Source organism: Paenibacillus athensensis (assembly GCF_004514475.2).
Lineage (GTDB): Bacteria > Bacillota > Bacilli > Paenibacillales > NBRC-103111 > Paenibacillus_AL > Paenibacillus_AL athensensis.
This window is the reverse complement of the sequence record NZ_MYFO02000006.1, coordinates 222,929-240,965: the sequence shown is the minus strand read 5'-3', so window position 1 is coordinate 240,965 and position 18,037 is coordinate 222,929. Positions and strand designations below refer to the sequence as shown.

The 18,037-nt window shown below is 55.9% G+C and carries 16 protein-coding genes and 1 pseudogene; 11 read left to right on the top strand and 6 right to left on the bottom strand.

Annotation, left to right across the window (positions count from 1 at the left end; translation table 11 throughout):
• Positions 1-39: 39 nt before the first annotated feature.
• The 3 genes from B5M42_RS13760 to B5M42_RS13750 all read right to left on the bottom strand — a co-directional run bounded on the left by B5M42_RS13760 (position 40) and on the right by B5M42_RS13750 (position 3,593).
• Positions 40-918 (bottom strand): carbohydrate ABC transporter permease, encoded by an 879-nt coding sequence (locus tag B5M42_RS13760; RefSeq protein WP_134754624.1) that lies wholly within the window; start codon positions 916-918, stop codon positions 40-42.
• 15 nt (positions 919-933) lie between these two features.
• Positions 934-1,887 (bottom strand): ABC transporter permease, encoded by a 954-nt coding sequence (locus B5M42_RS13755; protein ID WP_134754622.1) that lies wholly within the window; start codon positions 1,885-1,887, stop codon positions 934-936.
• A gap of 86 nt (positions 1,888-1,973) precedes the next feature.
• Positions 1,974-3,593, bottom strand: a complete 1,620-nt coding sequence (locus B5M42_RS13750) for an extracellular solute-binding protein (protein ID WP_230632899.1) — start codon at positions 3,591-3,593, stop codon at positions 1,974-1,976.
• 292 nt (positions 3,594-3,885) lie between these two features.
• Between B5M42_RS13750 and B5M42_RS13745 the strand changes: the two genes are divergently transcribed.
• The 8 genes and pseudogenes from B5M42_RS13745 to B5M42_RS13715 all read left to right on the top strand — a co-directional run bounded on the left by B5M42_RS13745 (position 3,886) and on the right by B5M42_RS13715 (position 10,706).
• Entirely contained in the window at positions 3,886-4,971 is a 1,086-nt protein-coding gene (locus tag B5M42_RS13745) for a LacI family DNA-binding transcriptional regulator (RefSeq protein WP_167690062.1), read from the top strand.
• 266 nt (positions 4,972-5,237) lie between these two features.
• Positions 5,238-5,582 carry a hypothetical protein gene (locus B5M42_RS13740; protein ID WP_230632898.1) on the top strand — a complete coding sequence of 115 codons (345 nt, stop codon included), beginning with the start codon at positions 5,238-5,240 and terminating at the stop codon, positions 5,580-5,582.
• Positions 5,554-5,625, top strand: a pseudogene (locus tag B5M42_RS25750) (hypothetical protein); the annotation flags it as partial. The gene B5M42_RS13740 and the pseudogene B5M42_RS25750, both read left to right, overlap by 29 nt.
• A 171-nt stretch (positions 5,626-5,796) precedes the next feature.
• The gene (locus tag B5M42_RS13735; protein ID WP_134754618.1) at positions 5,797-7,911 is read left to right on the top strand and encodes a beta-galactosidase; all 2,115 of its coding nucleotides are present in this window, start codon (positions 5,797-5,799) and stop codon (positions 7,909-7,911) included.
• A complete protein-coding gene (locus B5M42_RS13730; RefSeq protein WP_209280744.1) occupies positions 7,908-9,026 on the top strand; it encodes a class I mannose-6-phosphate isomerase in 1,119 nt (372 codons plus the stop codon). Before B5M42_RS13735 ends, B5M42_RS13730 begins: the two co-directional genes overlap by 4 nt.
• A gap of 19 nt (positions 9,027-9,045) precedes the next feature.
• Positions 9,046-9,624, top strand: a complete 579-nt coding sequence (locus B5M42_RS13725; protein WP_134754617.1) for a carbohydrate ABC transporter permease — start codon at positions 9,046-9,048, stop codon at positions 9,622-9,624.
• On the top strand, positions 9,560-10,303 hold the full coding sequence (locus B5M42_RS13720) for a carbohydrate ABC transporter permease (protein ID WP_134754615.1): 744 nt from the start codon (positions 9,560-9,562) through the stop codon (positions 10,301-10,303). The genes B5M42_RS13725 and B5M42_RS13720 overlap by 65 nt, the downstream gene beginning before the upstream one ends.
• 118 nt (positions 10,304-10,421) lie before the next feature.
• Positions 10,422-10,706: a hypothetical protein gene (locus tag B5M42_RS13715; protein ID WP_134754613.1), complete on the top strand. Its 285-nt coding sequence runs from the start codon at positions 10,422-10,424 to the stop codon at positions 10,704-10,706.
• Between the two features lie 480 nt (positions 10,707-11,186).
• On the opposite strand, the gene B5M42_RS13710 is transcribed toward B5M42_RS13715, so the two are convergent.
• From B5M42_RS13710 to B5M42_RS13700, 3 genes are read right to left on the bottom strand one after another with little or no spacing between them, the layout of a single operon-like run.
• Complete coding sequence (locus B5M42_RS13710; protein ID WP_134754612.1) at positions 11,187-12,449, bottom strand: glucuronate isomerase; 1,263 nt, start codon at positions 12,447-12,449, stop codon at positions 11,187-11,189.
• Positions 12,450-12,504: 55 nt separating this feature from the next.
• A complete protein-coding gene (locus B5M42_RS13705; protein WP_134754610.1) occupies positions 12,505-13,782 on the bottom strand; it encodes a nickel pincer cofactor-dependent isomerase, group 22 in 1,278 nt (425 codons plus the stop codon).
• A complete protein-coding gene (locus B5M42_RS13700; protein ID WP_134754725.1) occupies positions 13,779-14,549 on the bottom strand; it encodes an SDR family oxidoreductase in 771 nt (256 codons plus the stop codon). The genes B5M42_RS13705 and B5M42_RS13700 overlap by 4 nt, the downstream gene beginning before the upstream one ends.
• Positions 14,550-14,643: 94 nt before the next feature.
• On the opposite strand from B5M42_RS13700, the gene B5M42_RS13695 reads away from it, so the two are divergent.
• The 3 genes from B5M42_RS13695 to B5M42_RS13685 all read left to right on the top strand — a co-directional run bounded on the left by B5M42_RS13695 (position 14,644) and on the right by B5M42_RS13685 (position 17,945).
• Complete coding sequence (locus B5M42_RS13695) at positions 14,644-15,636, top strand: LacI family DNA-binding transcriptional regulator (protein WP_134754608.1); 993 nt, start codon at positions 14,644-14,646, stop codon at positions 15,634-15,636.
• Between the two features lie 515 nt (positions 15,637-16,151).
• Positions 16,152-17,096 carry a carbohydrate ABC transporter permease gene (locus B5M42_RS13690; protein ID WP_134754606.1) on the top strand — a complete coding sequence of 315 codons (945 nt, stop codon included), beginning with the start codon at positions 16,152-16,154 and terminating at the stop codon, positions 17,094-17,096.
• A gap of 15 nt (positions 17,097-17,111) precedes the next feature.
• A complete protein-coding gene (locus tag B5M42_RS13685) occupies positions 17,112-17,945 on the top strand; it encodes a carbohydrate ABC transporter permease (RefSeq protein ID WP_134754604.1) in 834 nt (277 codons plus the stop codon).
• The last annotated feature ends 92 nt before the right edge of the window (positions 17,946-18,037 follow it).

The following is an 18,037-nucleotide window of genomic DNA, read 5'->3' as shown; positions in this document are numbered from 1 at the left end:
TGCACACAGGCACCGGCACGGCTTGGCCGCAGGGAGTGGTTATCCTTTGAGCGAGCCGATCAGCGCGCCTTTTACAAAATGCTTTTGCAAGAAAGGATACACCACGAGGATCGGGACGGAAGCGACGATAATCGCGGCCATTTTGACCGTAAACACGGAGATGTTTCGCTGATAGCTGACGTTGACTCCGGACGATTCAAGTGCGGCGTTCGTGTTGTTGATCAGATCGCGCAGCACAGCCTGCAGCTGCCACATATCCTTGGAGTTGATATAAATGACGGAGGAAAAGAAGTCGTTCCAGTAATACACGGCGATGAACAGTGAGATAGTGGCTATCACCGCATTCGAAAGCGGCAGCACGATCCTGAAGAAAATCGTCAGGTCGTTGGCGCCGTCGATTCGCGCAGCTTCCTCCAGCTCTTCGGGAATGCCCCGAAAGAAGCTGAGCATCACAAAGATGTTCCAGGCTCCGATGGCGTTGGGCAAAATTAGAGCCCAGTACGTATCCATCATCCCCAGAGATTTGATCAGCAGGTAGGTGGGGATCAGGCCGCCGTTAAACAGCATGGTGAACAGGATTAAAAAGGAGAACACCATGCGGCCGCGCAAGCGCTTTTTGGAAATGGCATAAGCGGTTGTGGCCGTGAAGAAGGTGCCGATGGCAACGCCCGCGACGGTGGAAATCAAGGTGACCCGAAAGCCGGACATCAAGGAGACGTTGCCAAGGACGGCTTTATAGGCTTCCAGCGAGAAGCCCTTGGGGATGAGGAAGAAGCCGCCGCTGGCGGCCAGGGTGGAGTCGCTGATGGAACCCATGATCATGTACCAGAACGGATACATCATGAGCAGCATGAGCAAGGTCATCCCTACATAATTGCAAATTTGAAACATTTTTTCTCCGAAAGTCATTCCGACCATGTTCGCAGCCTCCTTTTACCAAAGTCCATCTTGTCCGCATTTTTTGACAATCCAGTTCGCCGACACAATCAGAATCATCGATACGCCCGATTTAAAGATGCCGGTAGCCGTCGCGTAGCTGTAATTGGCATCGACCAGTCCGACGCGGTACACATAGGTGTCGATGATATCGGCGACATCGTAGACGAGCGGGCTGTAAAGCAAAAAGATTTGCTGGAAGCCGGCTTCCAGAATATTGGCCAAGCTGAGTATGAGCAAAATTATCATTACCGGGCGAATGGCCGGGAGGGTAACGTGCCAGACCTGGCGCAAGCGCGTGGCGCCGTCCATCCGCGCAGCTTCATACAGTTCAGGGGAAACGCCTGACATCGCGGCTAAATAAATAATGGTGCTCCAGCCGACCTCTTTGTAGACGTGAGACAGCACGAGGACGGATCTGAAATATTCGGGGCTGCCGAGGAAGTCGATGGCTTTGCCTCCGAACGCTTGAATGAGGTAATTGATCAGACCGTCAACCGGATTCAGGAAGGTGATGATGATTCCGGCGAAGATGACCCAGGAAACAAAATGCGGCAGGTAGACAATGGACTGGGTGATCCGCTTGAACCACTGATGCCGCAGCTCGTTGAGCAGCAGCGAGAGTGTTACGGGGACGATAAAATCGACGGCCAGCTTGTAGATGCTGATCACGATCGTGTTGGTGATGATTTCTGCGAAGTCGGGCGAGTGAAACAGCCGGCTGAAGTTGGCGAAGCCCACCCAAGGGCTTTGCTGCAGGCCGGCAAAGATGTTGTAATCCTTGAAGGCGATGATAATGCCATACATCGGAATATAGCGGAATACTAGCAGAAGGGCCAAGCCAGGCAGGAGAAGCAGATACAAATATTTGTCGCGGACAAGGTCCTTGGTCCAATTCCATCTGTTCGCCGTTTTCAGAGAAACGGCTGTTTGTCTTGCGGTTGCTTTCATGCAGTTACCTCCAATCAGTCCCAAAGGAGAAGCGGGTGGAACGGCCGGCGATGCCAAACCGTTCCGCCCGCAGGGGTTTCGCCGGGCTATTTCAAGTAAGGGACAATTTGTTGCTCATACCATGCATCGTATTGCTTGCGTTCGTTTTCTTCCAATCGGTACATCTTGTTGGCTTCCTCGTCGATGGCTTTGCCGCCCAGTTTATCGTATTTGGCGATGAAATCGTCGAATGCGGAAAGCGGTTTGTTGCCGGTAATGATTCCCCAGAACGTTTCTTCGCGAACCTTCTTGATATCGGTGATGTATTGATCCCAAGCTGGCCGGTCGATCGATTTGGAGAAGTAGATTTTGTCGCGCATCGGCTTGGTGGTGGAAATGTTATGCTCGTAGAGCTTCATGACTTCCGGCGTGTTTTTCAGGTTGGCTTGGTCCTTGCGCTTGACGTACCAGTCGAAGTTCTCCAGGCCCAGCTTGTTAGCTTGCTCCGGATTGATCAGTGCTTTGAATTCGCCGTTTTCGATCTTGTAATGCTCGCCCTCCTTGCCGTAATTCAATAAAGCAAAGGTTTCCGGGGTAGCCATTTCGTTGAGCACCTGAATGGCGTCGTCGGCTTTTCCCGTATTGGTCACGAGCAGATAGCACCAACCGATTTGCGGGTCCGGCTGGTCGGCGCCGAAGCCGTCCGGTCCGGTAACCGGATCGATGGCCATCCATTCCCCGTCCGGATTATTGGCTTTGAAAGACAAGGTAGCCGGATACGTCGGATTCAAATAGCTGACGAAGCGATAGAGCGAACCGACCTTGCCGGATACGACAATCTCGTCGACCTTGGTGTTGTCGCTGTTGGCTGTGGTCGACATCCTCGGGTCGATTACGCCTTCCTTATACAGACCTTGCAGGATTTGCAGCACGGTTTTGACCTGCGGCAGGGTAGAGCCGAATTTGACGGAGCCGTCAGGCATTTTCATAAAATTGTCCGGGTCGACGCCATAAGCGTAAAAGAAAGGAATCAAGCTGCGGTAGTAGTTGTCGCCGGTAAAGCCGTACGTATCCTTTTTGCCGTTGCCGTCAGGGTCCTTATTTGTAAAAGCTCTTAGAACTTCGATATATTCGTCCAGTGTTTTCGGCGGCTTGAGGCCGAGTTTGTCGAGCCAGTCCTTGCGCAGCAGCGTCGTCATGGAGCCGGCTTCCGGCACATCACCGGGCAGACGGTAAATTTTGCCGCCGTCTTGCGGGCTCCAATGATAAAACATCGTGTTTTTGCTGTAATAGTTTAAAATTTCCTTTCCATATTTTTGCAGGGAGGGGGTAATGTCCTGAACGAGTCCGGCCTGAATCCACTTGGGATACTCCTTGGTGTCTCCGGTCCATAGAATGTTCGGGCGCTGGCTGGCATCGCTCATCAGCAGATTGATCTTGGTGTTCATTTGAGACCAGTCGGGATAAAAGACGGGCACCACATCGACCGGGCGGTTCAGCTTGGCGGCCAGCACTTGTTCTAGCTGCTTTTCGGCCCACGAGTTGGGTGTTTTGGGTCCGCCCATAATTCCGAGGCTCATGGTAAGCGGCGTGCCGGCCGCACCTTCGGTTGCCGTGGGGTCGTTCTGACCGGATGGGCTGGCGGCCGGTTGGTCTGTAGAGCAGCCTGCGAGGAGCGAAACGGCGGTCAGGCTGAAAGCGATAAGTGGGAAAAGTACCTTTTTCAAGGAAATCCTCCTTTTGTATGCGTTTTCTTTTTTCTAGGCTTAATTATAAGGAGCGGACAGAAGGGAAGTAAATAATGTAAAAACAATTTTTTGTTCAATTTGTTAATTTATTTGAACGTTTTGAACAAAAAAGTGAATTTATACAGGGGGTAATAACGATTTCCAACGTTTTATTGTGCGTTTTTTACATGAATTGAACAAAATTTCTTAACGAAAATGAGGGTGGTGTGCTATACTCGAAGCATATTTGTGGCATGCTGGTTGTGAGCAGGTCGGAATGCGGGGAAGCGAAATGAAAAAGAAATATACGACAATGGATATTGCCAGCCTATTGAACATGTCGCGCACGACGGTGTCCAAGGCGCTCAACAATCACCCGGAGGTTCCGGAGCATACGAAACGGCTTGTTCTGGAAACGGCGCTGAATTTGGGCTACAAAAAATTTCTGGATACGAAGCTGGGCCAGCTGAATGTGCAGATTTCCAGCATTCGGCGCAAAGCGGATACGAAAACGATCGCTTTTTTGATCAAATCAAGCATTAATATATTTCAGCACGGGTTCTGGGGCGATGTGCTTCGCGGTGTGGAAGAGGCTTCCCGACAGCACGGCTATCAGCTGGTGTTTAACTTTTTGACCGAGGAGGATTTGCAGCAGGGCCGGGTGCCGGAAACGATCACCAAGCTGAAGCCCGAAGGCATCGTGCTGGCTGGGATCACGCGAAGAGAGCTGGCGAAGTCACTGGTGGAGCTGCACATTCCCTTTGTGCTGATTGACGGTTATTTGGAGCCGCGGCAAAACGAGGTGTTGTGCGATTCGGTGATGATGGAGAATGAGCAAAGCGTCTATGAGCTGACGAACCATTTGCTTGCGCATCATCACCGGCGGATCGGCTTTATCGGCGATGTGAATGATTGCAAATCGTTTATGGAACGCTGGACCGGCTTCAAGCGGGCTATGTTTGAGGCAGGGTTACCCGTCCGGCAGGAATATTGCCTGATTCATCCCAGCCCCGAAAATTATTTTAAGCTGATCGAATTCTCGGAAAAGCTGGATGCGATGAAGCAGTTGCCTTCCGCGTTTGTTTGCGCTAACGATCTGATCGCGTTTCAGCTGATTCATTATCTGGAAGCCAGAGGGCTGCGCATCCCGGAGGATGTATCGGTCACGGGCTTTGACTATATGCGGCATCATGCGGACATGACGCCTGTTCAGGTACGGCTGGCGACTGCCGAGGTGAACGGGGGAGAAATCGGCTCCAGAGCGTTCGAGCAGCTGCTGTGGCGGGGCCAGCACCCGGAACGTCCGTTCGAGACGGTGCGCATATCGACGCGAATCATTGGCGGAGAAACGGTTGGTTTTGCAGGGAGCAATGAATAACTAGAAACTAGAAGTCCGGTGAAGAAGTGGCCGGAGAGTCGATAGCACGCCGGAACAGTGTCTGCGGTCGCCTTTGTAGACGGATTTTGACTTTTAGGGGGTCATGCCATGAAGAAAATCCGACTACAACAGCGAGTGGAAGCCGCTATCGACCGGAGGTCGCTGGTTGGTCACCGCACTTCTAGAGAATATCGAGGGACGACACCATGCGTATTTGGAATCGATTGCAGAAAGGGTCCTTGCGTCAAAAAATGATGGTTTCCATCGTGCTGTGCCTGATTTCTCCGGCATTGATTTCCAGCCTGGCTTCCGATTATTTCACAAGAGATATTCTCAGAAAGCAAGCAACGACCTATGCCAAGGAGTCTTTGGACGTCGCCAACATCTATGTAGCGGATTTGATGAAATCGATGATTTACATCACCAACAATATTCAATTTGATGCCCAGATGGTGAATGTGCTCAAGAAGCTCGGCAAGGACGCGCCGGTCGATCCGTCGCAGCTGGTGGCGGACAGCCAGACGCTGACTCGGCACCGGCCGCCAAACCGTCGAGGAGGTTGCTTTCCAGCTTGGCTACAGCAACAAAAGCTATTTCAACAAATGCTTTAAAGCGACTTTCGGGTATGCTCCATCCGAAGCGTGGCGAAGCTAAAGCGGCTTCAAGCATCCGTCGGGATGCTTTTTTTTAATGGGAATGGGCATTGGCGATCTGGTTAAAATTTTTTTGATTCGGTTTGGATAGTCGCTTAGCAGGCGGCGGTTTGACTTCTATACTGGGTACTGAGTCCATATAGGAAGTGTCAGAAAGAGGAGGAGCGGAGCCGTGAACGATTATTATTACGGAGCGGTATTGAAGGTGCAAAGAGAGAGTTCGTTGCAAGAGGTCTGCGGGCAGCTGGATGCCATCAAGCAATGCGGGATGAATCTGGTCGTCATTTGGCCGGCGGTATTCTGGTGGGAGAGTCGGCTGCACCCGGACTACCCGTTCCATACAGGCAAGCAAATTTTGGCCTATGCGGAGCAAATCGGGCTGAAGGTGATCATGGAGCTTGCGGGGCAAATTACCTCGCTGGAGTATGCCCCGGACTTCTGGATGAAGCCGGAATATTTCGCGCAAAATGCTGACGGCAGCGCCAACAATAATAAAAATTATTTTGATTTCCTGAACTACAATCATCCTGAAGTGAAGGCGCTCGTGCGCAAGGGCTTTATTGCAGCGGCAGAGGCGTATAAAGACTTCCCGGCGCTTTACGGATACGACATTCTGAACGAAACGATGTTTACGTCTTACGACTGCTATACGCTGCGTTTGTTCCGCAGTTGGCTGGAGGATAAGTATGAGGCGCTGGACAAGTTAAACGACATCTGGGACCGGGCGTACACGGACTGGAATCAAATTGAATTTACAACCTGGCTATGGGCCAGCGTCATGCCCTTTGTCGATTGGCAGCAGTTCCGCAAATGGAACATCGGCAGGATTGTTAACGAATGGCGCGGTTACATCCGCGAGGTCGATGACGAGCACCCCACGATTGCCGACAATATCAATTCCATGATCGCAACGGACGGGTTCTACGATCGGCCTCACGACGACTGGAGCATTGCTGCGAATGTCGATGAATTCGGCATTTCGTTTTATCCGAAGGAAAATCTGGATGGCACGACGGCTTATAAGCGCTGGCAGACGTTTGCAGGCGCGCAGGCTGCCACGAAGGGCGGACGGTTCTGGATTTCGGAGCTGCAGAGCCATCATCGCTCTATGTTTAGCCCAACGAGCATCGTCTATCCGCATGAACTGAAATGGTGGACGTGGGAGGCTGTCTCACACGGCGCCAAGGGCATTGTTTACTGGAAATGGGACCCGTTTATCAAGGGCATTCAAACCGGGGGACGCGGGCTGGTCGATGGGCAAGGGGCGCGAACGCCGCGAGCAGACGCCGCAGCGGATATGGCGCAAGTGATCGGCCGTTGCGGGCGCGAGCTGTCGACCTATCGGCGCAGCCGGCCGTATGCCGCGATTGTCTATGACAAGCTTACGCATGATTTCACCAAAGCGTTTACGTTGAATGTGCCGCAGGAGACGAATTTTTACGTGAATACGCTCGCCGGGCTGTACCGCTGCTTATGGGACCTCAACATTCCGGTGACGTTTATTACGCCGGACGATGTCATTGATGGAGCTGCAGAGGACTATCGGGCCCTGTTTCTGCCCAGCCAGCTTGTAATGGGCGATAAGCTGGCGCAAGCGCTGGAGTCGTACGCCGAGCGCGGCGGTACCGTCATTGCCGACGGCAAGTTCGCAGAGCTGGACGAGAACGGCATCATGCACCAGAATCAGCCGGGAGGGCCGCTGCAGCGTTTGCTGGGTGTGCGGCTTGCAGATATCGATCCGCTGCACTTGGACATGGAGCTGGTTTCCGAAGCGTCGGATGTCCGACAGGATGAGGTCCTTCCGGGTTATTTTGAACGCAAGCTGCTGCGCAAGGAAGACGAACGTGGGAATGTGCTGGCAGCTTACGCGGACGGAGCGCCAGGGCTGCTGGAGGTCAAGTGTGGAAAAGGGGCGCTGATCTATGCGTCGACGCACCTTTGGTACGGGTATTACCACAATCCGTCTCCGCAACTGCTCCAGTGGCTGTCCCGATTGTCCCGGAAGCTCGTTCTGGCTCCTTACGCCATAGAAAATCCGTCGATCAAAGTGAATGTGCTGCAGGGAGAGGATGGGCTGCTGCTCTTTGCCTTCAATTATGAAGACGAAATGAAATCGAGCTGGCTGACGATTCGAGCAGCGATTGGTGAAGTCGTCTCCGTCCGGGCAGTCATCGGCGACAAGGCTGTCCCTTTTGAACGGGACGCAGACGGGCGGCTGCGTGTGCGGATCGAGCTGCCGCGGCATGAAGTGGAAATCTATAAGGTCGAATGGAGGACGGCGCGATGACGGCAGCATGGAGCAAGCTGGCGGAGATGCCGATCGCGTTGAGCGCTAACCGGGTCTGGCGAACGTACCGCGGCGGTAGCCTGATTGACCGCTGGCAGGGAATGCCCGAGGCGCACGACAGCGATTTTCCGGAGGAGTGGGTAGCGTCTGTCGTTCAAGCGTCCAATGCCGGCCGGGAGCATATTCACGAAGGGATAAGCCGTGTCAAAGGCAGCGAGTCGAGCCTGCTGGAGATTATCGGGTCCGATCCGGAGCGCTTCCTCGGCCAAGCCCATGTGCGAGCGTACGGTCAGACAACGGCTGTGCTGGTCAAACTGCTGGATGCCGGTGAACGCTTAACGCTGCAGGTGCATCCGGATCGGGAGTTTGCGCGGGCGCATTTCCATTCGGAGTTCGGGAAAACGGAGGCTTGGTATATCGTCGGCACGCGGTCTATCGCAGGCGAGGAGCCTTATGTGCTGATGGGCTTTAAGCCGGGCATGACCGCCGAACGCTGGAAAGAGCTGTTCGAGAAGCAGGATATCGCGGGCATGCTTGCCAGCCTGCATCGTCTCCCGGTTCGGCCGGGGGACGTGTACCTGGTTGAGGGCGGTATGCCGCACGCGATCGGCGCAGGCTGCTTCATGATCGAGATTCAGGAGCCGACCGATCTGACGCTGCGAACGGAACGAACGACGCCTCGCGGAGTGGAGGTGCCCGATCGTGCCTGCCATCAGGGTCTTGGATTTGACGAAATGCTGGCGTGCTTTCATTACGAGTGCTATACGTTGGAGGAGCTGAGGGACAGGTTTGTCCTGCAGCCTCAGCTGCTCATGGAAGCCGAAGGCGGCAACGCGTTTGCCTTGATCGAGCGCGATCAGACGGATCGCTTCCGGATGCATCGGCTGCGTATCGGGCGTCGTTTGTCTTATCCGACAGGCGGGTCGTTTGCCATTGCGATTGTGATGACGGGTCGGGGCCAGGTCGTCTGGCCCGGCGGCACGCAAAAGGTTGCGCAAGGCGACACGTTCTTCATACCGGCTGCGCTCGCCGAGCTTACCTGGGTGTGTCAGGAAGAAGCAAGCCGTCTGGAAGTGGTGTATTGTTTGCCTCCATCTCCCGGCCCGCAGCCATGACCTTGAAAGGAGTGGGAAAATGCGAAAAAAAGCGCTAAAGGAGCAGCTGACCGGCTATTTGTTTGTCGGGCCGATGCTCGTGGGCTTGACGATCCTGACCGTGATCCCGATAGTGGCTTCCCTTTATTTGAGTCTGACGGAATGGAGTCTGGTTCAGGGACTATCGGGGATTCATTTTACGGGACTGAGCAATTTTATCAGGTTGTTCAAGGACCCTATCTTTATTCACTCATTGGGGAATAATTTGATTTTCATGCTGGTGGTGCCGATTTCGCTGGCGGCTGCATTGCTGCTCGCGGTCGTGATCAATAAATATGTGTATGCGAAGAGTGTATTTAAGGTCGTCTATTTTATGCCGTATATCTCCAGTGTGGTGGCGGTGGCGGTCGTGTGCCAGGTGTTGTTTCATCCCGAATATGGCCCGGTGAACGCGTTTTTGAAATCGCTGGGTATGGCGAATCCGCCGAAATGGCTAGGCGACCCCGATTATGCGCTCATGATGGTCATGGCGATTTCGATCTGGGCAGCTGTGGATGATCTCAGCATCATTGAAGCCGGAAATCGACGTGTTCAATTTTCCTATCGAGTGGATTCCTAAGCATTGGCATGTCGTGGAGAACTATCGCGAGGTTTGGCGGGAGTCGCCGTTTGTGCTGTACTACTGGAATTCGCTGAAGGTGTCGGTGTTCACGACGGTATGCTCGCTGTTATTTTCCAGCATGGCCGCCTACGGCTTGACGAAGGTGAAATTTGCAGGCCGCGAGGCGCTGTTCATCCTGCTGCTGATGGTGTACATGATTCCGCCGCAGGCGATATTGGTCCCGCAGTTTTTGATTTATAAATGGCTCGGATTGTTCGATACGCATCTGGGCTTGGTGATGCTGAATTGCTTCAGCGTGCTGGGCACTTTCTTGCTGCGACAGTTTTTCCTGAGTGTGCATGACGAATATCTGGAGTCGGCCCGAATGGACGGCGCGGGGCATTGGCGGATTTTTACTTCTGTGATGCTGCCGCTAGTGAAGCCGGCTTTGGCGACCTACGCGATTCTTCGATTTATTTGGACATGGAACGATTATCAGAATCCGCTGATTTTTCTCCATTCCCAGAAGCTGTTCACCCTGCAATTGGGCATTCAATCGTTCGGCAATGAGAACGGCCAGTTTTATTCGCTGATGATGGCTGCGGCGGTTTCGGCGATTTTGCCGCTTCTGATCGTGTTTGTGATCGGACAAAAGCAGGTGATAGAGGGGATTTCGGCAGGGGGCGTGAAGGGCTAGAAGCCAAGCGGATTCGTTTAATTATTTTTCCTTTAGTTAAAATTGTTGCTTATATCTAAAAGTTTTGCCTTGATATAATACGGGTGAACCAACATTCAGACATTTGGAAGGGGATTCTATGAAAAAGTTAACCAAGCTGCTCGTTTCCTCGTCGCTCACTCTGGCTTTGCTGGCCGGCTGTTCCTCCGGCCCTTCGGACGAACAGGCTGCATCGCCCGGGCCCGAACAAAATCAAACCCAGCAGGAAGCGGTAAATTTGAAGCTGTATACGTGGCTGTCGGAGGATACCGCGCATTGGAGCAAGATTTTGCCGGAATTCACGAAGGAGTATCCGAACATCAAGGTGGATGTCAATATCCTTGCCGCCAAGAGTCCGGTGAACAAGTGGCCGGAGGGTCGATAGGGAGTTGGCACAGCGTCAGCGGTCGCCTTTGTAGGCGGATTTTCACCCCGAACGGGGTCATTCCATCGAAAAATCCGTCTACAACAGCGAGTGGAAACCGCTATCGACCGGAGGACGCTGGTTGTTTACCGGACTTTTAGAGCCCTATCCATCACTTGGGGAGGTACGCTAATGAGTAAGCCAATGAGCAAGCCGTTGCGCAAGTGCGCAGCCGTTCTACGATCTTATCTGATGCTGATGCTCGCTGATCTATCCGCAGCTGGATCTAAGCGCCAAAAAATGCTGATGGTGGATGTTCGGCGACGGGTTCCGCCGAGTTCTACATGGATGGAGTCAGAGCGTGGTAACGACATAACAGGAAAAGAGCGTTCCGAAGCCTATTGGCTAAGGGACGCTCTTTTTTATCGGGTAGCGGGCCGGATGCAAGCAGCAGCGGCCATGACGCGGCTTCACATCAAGGTGCAGACTGTCTGGAAGACGCTATCGCAATTTGCCCAGGAATCTCCAGAAATTACGATTATACAGATCATCGAGATCACGTATGATTTCGTCCTCCGACACGCGCCAGCCGCTGTGAAACAGCTTTTCGTACTGGCCGGTCAGCACGCGGCCGATGATGGTGCGCGAGTGCTCCCACTTGTAGATCAATTGCTCGAATACCCGGCAGTCGGAATGCTGCGGGATGAAGGAGGCGCCCAGCAGCTCCATGCGGAAGCGGGTCATTTCTTCGACCATCGATTCGATGTGCAGGAACCACCAGCAGCCGAAAATCATCAGATTGCGGAATTTGCGCGCGAGGACTGCGAGCTCGTGCTGGTTTTCGCGGGCGAGCATCGTGACCAGAAATTTTTGCTCCGGGTAACGGCGGCATAGCGCTTCGACAGCGGACACGCTGGACAGCATGCTCATATCGCCGGCGATGCGCAGCGACGGGTTGACGCCGCGGCGCACGCCGATCATCAGGGCAAACGGGATGTCCCGCTCGCGGCATACGGGAATCATCACGTCGTCGATCATCCGGCTGCGGTGGTCGTCGGACGGGTAGTGAAAGTCGCCGGGCATCGAAACGGCCAGATACAGAGCATCCATGCGTACAATCCATTCGGACAAAAAGCGCCGCACCTCGCTCTGCGTTTGCTCCGACCATGTGGCGTCGACGGCATAGCCGAGCTTGACCAGCTCGTCAATGGCGCGCGGCCAGTCGTTAAGCAGCGTATCCACGCGCAGGGCCGCATGGAAGCGCGCATCCTTGCCGCCATCGCCGGCGAGCCAGACAGGGCGCTCCAGCTCGTCGAACGGATCGTTGGTCATGACGATCGAGCTGACGTTGGCGATCCGCATCACGGTGTCGACTTGCTCGCGCGCGGTGCGCGATTGCAGCGCCTGGCGGTAGCTGTCGAGGTTGCGCGAGGATACATCGAGCCCCAGGCGGTTGAAGGTGGTGAGCAGGCCCGTTGTCGCTTCGCTGACCGGCGAATGGTCGACGAACAGGTTGCGCCAGATCAGATCGGCCTGCTCTGTCTTGGACAGCGCCCAGAAGGCGTCATAATCGCTTTCGGTCCAGCGGAACGATTCTGAAATCAAATAGTGATAGGTCAGCAGCTCGTCGACGCCCCACAGCAGCAGACTGCCGAATTCAGGGGCGTAGAGGTGCGTATGCATGTCGGTGACGGGCAGCGTTGCGGCCAGCCGCTGGACGGTTTGTCGCAGCGTGGTGATATCTTCAATCGGCTTGTGCGTCATAGCTTGGCTTACGTCCTTTCTTGTGTACGTGCGGAGATGTTCAGTCCGTCCGTTGTCATTTCGGCAAAAATCCGTCGGCGTCAAACGGCAGCTCGTAAGGCTCGCTGAGTATTTCAATTTGCGGGTGCCGCCGGGCTTCGTCCAGCAGCGACTCGGAAATGGCGATTTCGCCGAGGTGCAGCGTGTCGCGGATGCGGACCATGCGGACGGTGTTGTAGTCGAGAATGTTGCTCGTCTTGATCGCGGCTTGGATGGCGTCGCGGTCGGTGGCCAGCGTCGTCGCCTGCTTTGTCGGCGCGCAGACGGTCGAGGTGAGGCCGTTGGCGTAGGTGCCGGGCCAGTCGGCTTTGGCAACAAGGCGGCTGGTCGTAAAATCGGCGGTGCCGACGCCGTTAGCGTTGCCCTTGGACTCGGGCGTCAGGTCGAGCACGACGATTTTGTTGATGTCCGGCCCGCCGTGGGCATAGGGGGTGGGGTATCGTCCGGTGATGTTCGGGTCGGCCCCGTCGCCGCTGATGTTTTTGCCGATGTAATCGATGACCAGCACTTCCAGCTCGGGAAAAAGCAGGCTCGGCAGCCGGCGCTTCGCTTCGACCAGCAGTTCCATCTCCCGCTCCTCCATGATGTCGGTGCCGAGCACCTCGACGCCGCAAATCTGGTCGTAGGCGTTTTCGACGACGGCGACGCCAAAGACGATGGGCAGCTTGGCGATCATCACCCGCGCCATAGCCGGCACGTTCTCGGCCATGTATTTAAAGCCGAGCTGGTGGCAGGCTTCGGCGCCTTTTTGCTTGCCGAGCCCGATCGCGATCATCTTGAGCAGCCCGCTTTCAATCGGCCCCCGGAAGGCCGTATGCGGCTTGATGCGATTGATGACGACAATGGCGTCGGCTTCTTCGGCCGCGATGCGGTCGCAGTAGACCGGCAGGCCGTTGGGCAGCCGGTCGAGCTCGACCACCTCCATCGAGGAGCGGACCGGGCAGCCCATGCGCGCTTCATCGATGCCCAGATGAGCGAGCACATCGCGCTGCCCTTCGGCGGTGGCTCCGCCGTGGCTGCCCATGCAAGGCACGAGGAACGGCTCGGCGCCGAGCCGCTTGAGCTCGTCGACGACAGCTTTCGTCAATTCGCCGATGCGCGAAATGCCGCGGCTGCCGACGGCGACGGCGACCTTCTGGCCGGCGCGGATGTGCTCCGTCGCGTCGGCGGCTTGCAGCCGGGCGTGCAGCTCGGCGATCGGGTCGGCGAGACGGGAGTCGTCGAACTTTTGGCGGATGGTGACCATGCGGGGAATCGGGATATCTTGAACGAGCTGGCGGAGAATATCGCTCATATCGTCACCGCTCCGAATCCGCCGTCTACGCGCAGGAATGTGCCGGTCACAAACGAGGAGGCCGGTGTTGAGGCGAGATAGACGACAGCGCCCTTGAGCTCCTCCGGCGAGCCGAAGCGGTCCATCGGCGTATGGCGCATGATCGCTTCAATGCGGTCGGCTGAAAGGATTTTGCGATTTTGCTCGGCGGGAAAAAAGCCCGGAATGATCGCGTTGACCCGGATGCGGTGCGGCGCCAGCTCGCGGGCCAGAAATTGCGTCACGCTGTTCACGCCGGCTTTGGATGCCGAATAGGTGAACACCCGCGATAACGGAGGGCCGGACGACACGGAGGAGATGTTGATGATCGAGCCGCCGCTGCCTTGCTCCACCAAATGCTTGCCGAACACCTGACAGGCGAGCACGACGCTCTTGAGATTGACGTCCATAATGCGGTCCCATTCGTCCATATCCAGCTCGAAAAACGGGGTGGCGCTGTTCGTTCCCGAGGCGTTGATCAGCGTATCGACGCGCCCGCCCCATGCCAGCACTTGGGCGAGCACCGATTCCAGCTCCGCCTTGCGCGTCGCGTCGGCCTGGAACGCCCGGACGTCGCCGCCTTGCGCGCGGATTTCGCCGCATACGCGTTCGGCTTTGTCCATATCGCGGCCGACGATGGCGACCTTCGAGCCTGCCTCCGCCAGTGCGGCAGCCATCGCGCTGCCCAATACGCCGTTGCCGCCGATGACGACAGAAACCGTATTTGTCAGTTGAAACACGGAAAACATCTCCCTTTTTTCGTTAATAACAACGTTGTTATTTTTATCATATTCGATTAAAATCAAATTGTAAACTACCATCCATTACAGACCTGGAGGACACATGGTCACCATTAAAGATATTGCCGAGCAGGCTGGAGTCAGTTTTTCCACCGTATCCAAGGCGCTGCGGGGCAGCTCGCTGGTGCAGGAAAGCACGAAGCGCCATATTTTGGCGATTGCCGAGCAGATGGGCTACCAGCCCAATATGGCTGCCCGCAGCCTTGTATCGAAGCGCACGGGGGCCATCGGCGTGTTGTGGCCGTCCATCGAGCGCGCGGCGCTCACCGCGCTGCTGACGGGGCTGAACGACAAGCTGGAGCAGGAAGGGTACACGACGCTGCTGTCGATCAGCCGGATGGAGTCCGCTGTCGCTGCTTTCCGGCGCTTTCAAGTCGACGCGATGCTCGTTTTTGGCGACAAGCAGCTTGATCCGGGCCTGATCGACAAGCGTGCGTCCATTCCCGTGCTGGCCTATGGAGCCGCAGGCGGGACGTCGCTGCCGACCGTGGACGTCAACCGCGGGCAAGCGATCCGGCTCGCCGTGCGCCATTTGGTCGGGCTGGGCCACCGGGCGATTGCCTATGTCGGCCGGCCGCATCTGGACGATCCGCTGCAAGCGGCGAAGATTGCCGCCTTTCGCGAGGAGTCGGCCAAGCTCGGCTTGACGCTGTCGGACGAGGCCGTTGCCCAGCGGAAAGGGCTCGACTTTCACGACGGCTATTTGGCGGCACGCGAGCTGCTGGAGCTGCCGCAGCGCCCGACCGCGGTCATTACCGGCGGCATCGATTTGACGCGCGGCGTGCTGCGCGCCTTCCACGAGTTGGGGGTGCGCGTGCCGCAGGAGATGTCGGTGGTCAGCTACGACCAGCTGCCGCAGATGGATAGCCTCGACGTACCGATGACCGCTACAGGCGTGCCTGTGGACGTTGCCGCTGCCGCCGTCGCGCAAGCTCTGCTCGCGTTGATTGAAGCGCCGCAGTCCTTGGCGACGGTCGATCTGGAGCCGCAGCTGGTCGTGCGCGCATCTACGGCTGGGCCGCGGCTGGCTCCCTAGCGGCTTTGCCGAAGGGTGACGTGCCGCGCATGCTGCAGCTTGGTCAGCCAGCGATAGGGTCGGGCCGGACCAAGCATCCCGTTTAGGCCCGACCGCCGGCCAAGCGCCGCGCTCTAGCCGCTGGTGCTGCCGGTTCTTACCGCGCGCTAAGCCCGTCCGCCGTCGCCGCCCGTCCACGCAGCCAACCTGCCGGCCCAGCCCGCCATCGCCTCGCCCGTCCGCGAGCCGCCCCATCGCGCATCGCCGCGCTTGCGTCGCCCTCCGGTCGGCCCGCCCGGCCCGCATTCGCCCGGCCCGCCAAGCCGCGCCCACTGCCCGCCGCGACCCCACCACAGCCGCGCGCTCCGTGCGGCTCCCGCAACCGCTGCAAGCCTTGCGCCGCGCGCCGCCGCGGCTTTTTTTCATCCCCAAAAAGTAAAAATATTTTCAAAACGGTCATTTCGCTGCCTTTAAGCCCGACGCGAATCTCGGCTACGATGAGTACGAGAACTCATCAAGCGGACGAGGTGCATGTCATGGAAAGTAAAATCGTGAAAGAGACCGGCGCGGTGAACCCGACCGCCGTGCGCAAAGCCGCAAAAATCAGCGAGAAGCGCGAAAATGCAGCGGGCTACGCGTTTATAGCCCCGATGTTTATCGGACTGACGGTACTCACCATCATTCCCACGTTGTTTACCCTGATGCTTAGCTTTACGGACTGGAGCTTCACCGCCGGTCTCGACAAAATCAGATTCACCGGCTTTCGCAATTTTTCATTGCTGTTCCAGGATCGCGTTTTTCTGATCTCGCTCAAAAACAATCTGGTTCTCCTGCTCGTGGTCCCGATCCAGATGCTGCTGGCATTGATCATTGCTGTTGTGATTGACAAGCTGGTGTATTTCAAAAGCGTGTTCAAGGTCATTTTTTTCATGCCGTACATCTCCAGCATTGTGGCTGTAGCGATCGTCTTTCAGCTGTTGTTTCACCCGTCCTATGGCCCGATCAACCAGTTTCTGATGGCAATAGGCGTCAAGAACCCGCCGGCCTGGCTCGGCGACATTCAATATGCGCTGCCTTCGGTGATGATCATTCTGGTCTGGGTTGGCATCGGCTTTTGCATGATCGTGTATCTGGCTGCGCTCCAGTCGATTCCCAAGGACCTGTACGAATCTGCCGATATCGACGGGGCGGGGGCGCTGACCCGTTTTATGCGCATTACGGTGCCGCTCGTTTCGCCAACGACGTTTTTCCTGCTCGTGACCGGGCTGATCAGCACGTTCAAGGCGTTCGACATCATTAAGGTGCTGACGGAGGGGCGGCCGTCCTACTCCACCTCGGTCGTGACGTATTATCTGTATACGACGGCGTTCGAGAACCTCAAAACCGGCTACGCGTCTTCCATCGCCTTGTTCCTGTTCGGCTGTGTGCTGCTCATTACGCTGTTCCAGCTGTACGGGCAAAAGAAATGGGTTAATTATTAAGCAGGAGGCGACACTATGGAAAAAGAAAACAAGCTGTGGCGCATCATCGCCACCGCGCTTATGCTACTGCTCGGCGTCGGCTTTATCCTGCCGTTCGTCTGGATGATTTCCGCCTCGTTCAAGCCGGAAATCGACGTGTTCAAATATCCGATCGAATGGATTCCCAAGCATTGGAACGCCGCGGCCAACTACCACGACGTGTGGTTCGGCGAGCATCCTTTTGCCATCTATTACTGGAACTCGATCAAGGTTTCCGTGCTGACCACGCTCGTCTCCGTCGTCGCCTCCAGCATGGCGGCTTACGGCTTTGCGCATATTGAATTTCGCGGCAAAAATGCGCTCTTCGTCATTGTACTGATGACGTTCATGGTACCGGCGTCTTCGATCATCGTGCCGCAATTCATGATTTACCGCTGGCTGCACCTGTTTGACAGTCATACCGGACTGATTCTGATCGGCTCGTTCAGCGCGCTCGGCACGTTCATGCTGCGCCAGTTTTTCCTCGGGCTGCACAAGGATTACATCGACGCCGCGCGTATGGACGGAGCCGGACATTTCCGCATCTTCACCCGCATTGCGCTGCCGCTCGTGCAGCCGGCCATTGCGACCTACGCGATTTTGCGCTTTATCTGGACGTGGAACGACTACCAGAACCCGCTGATTTTCTTGCGGTCGGATCGGCTGGAGACGATTCAGGTCGGCATTCAGAAGTTCGCGTCGGAGAGCGGCGCGTATTATTCGCTGATTATGGCCGGCACCGTGTCGGCGATTATTCCGCTGATCGTGATCTTTATGATCGGGCAAAAACGCGTCATTGAAGGAATCGCGATGGGCGGCGTCAAGGGCTGACGGCGTGCGCGTCTTTGGACAAAAGGTAAAAATAATTGCAAGAAGCGTAAAAAATCAGCCTGTAACGCACATCGTCAGACATGATACTTTTA

Coding starts and splice junctions, on each gene's coding strand:
- B5M42_RS13730 (WP_209280744.1), top strand. CDS start 7,908: ATGACGGCAGCATGGAGCAAGCTGGCGGAGATGCCGATCGCGTTGAGC.
- B5M42_RS13715 (WP_134754613.1), top strand. CDS start 10,422: ATGAAAAAGTTAACCAAGCTGCTCGTTTCCTCGTCGCTCACTCTGGCT.
- B5M42_RS13685 (WP_134754604.1), top strand. CDS start 17,112: ATGGAAAAAGAAAACAAGCTGTGGCGCATCATCGCCACCGCGCTTATG.
- B5M42_RS13720 (WP_134754615.1), top strand. CDS start 9,560: ATGATCTCAGCATCATTGAAGCCGGAAATCGACGTGTTCAATTTTCCT.
- B5M42_RS13710 (WP_134754612.1), bottom strand. CDS start 12,449: ATGACGCACAAGCCGATTGAAGATATCACCACGCTGCGACAAACCGTC.
- B5M42_RS13695 (WP_134754608.1), top strand. CDS start 14,644: ATGGTCACCATTAAAGATATTGCCGAGCAGGCTGGAGTCAGTTTTTCC.
- B5M42_RS13690 (WP_134754606.1), top strand. CDS start 16,152: ATGGAAAGTAAAATCGTGAAAGAGACCGGCGCGGTGAACCCGACCGCC.
- B5M42_RS13705 (WP_134754610.1), bottom strand. CDS start 13,782: ATGAGCGATATTCTCCGCCAGCTCGTTCAAGATATCCCGATTCCCCGC.
- B5M42_RS13745 (WP_167690062.1), top strand. CDS start 3,886: ATGAAAAAGAAATATACGACAATGGATATTGCCAGCCTATTGAACATG.
- B5M42_RS13760 (WP_134754624.1), bottom strand. CDS start 918: ATGGTCGGAATGACTTTCGGAGAAAAAATGTTTCAAATTTGCAATTAT.
- B5M42_RS13755 (WP_134754622.1), bottom strand. CDS start 1,887: ATGAAAGCAACCGCAAGACAAACAGCCGTTTCTCTGAAAACGGCGAAC.
- B5M42_RS13700 (WP_134754725.1), bottom strand. CDS start 14,549: ATGTTTTCCGTGTTTCAACTGACAAATACGGTTTCTGTCGTCATCGGC.
- B5M42_RS13725 (WP_134754617.1), top strand. CDS start 9,046: ATGCGAAAAAAAGCGCTAAAGGAGCAGCTGACCGGCTATTTGTTTGTC.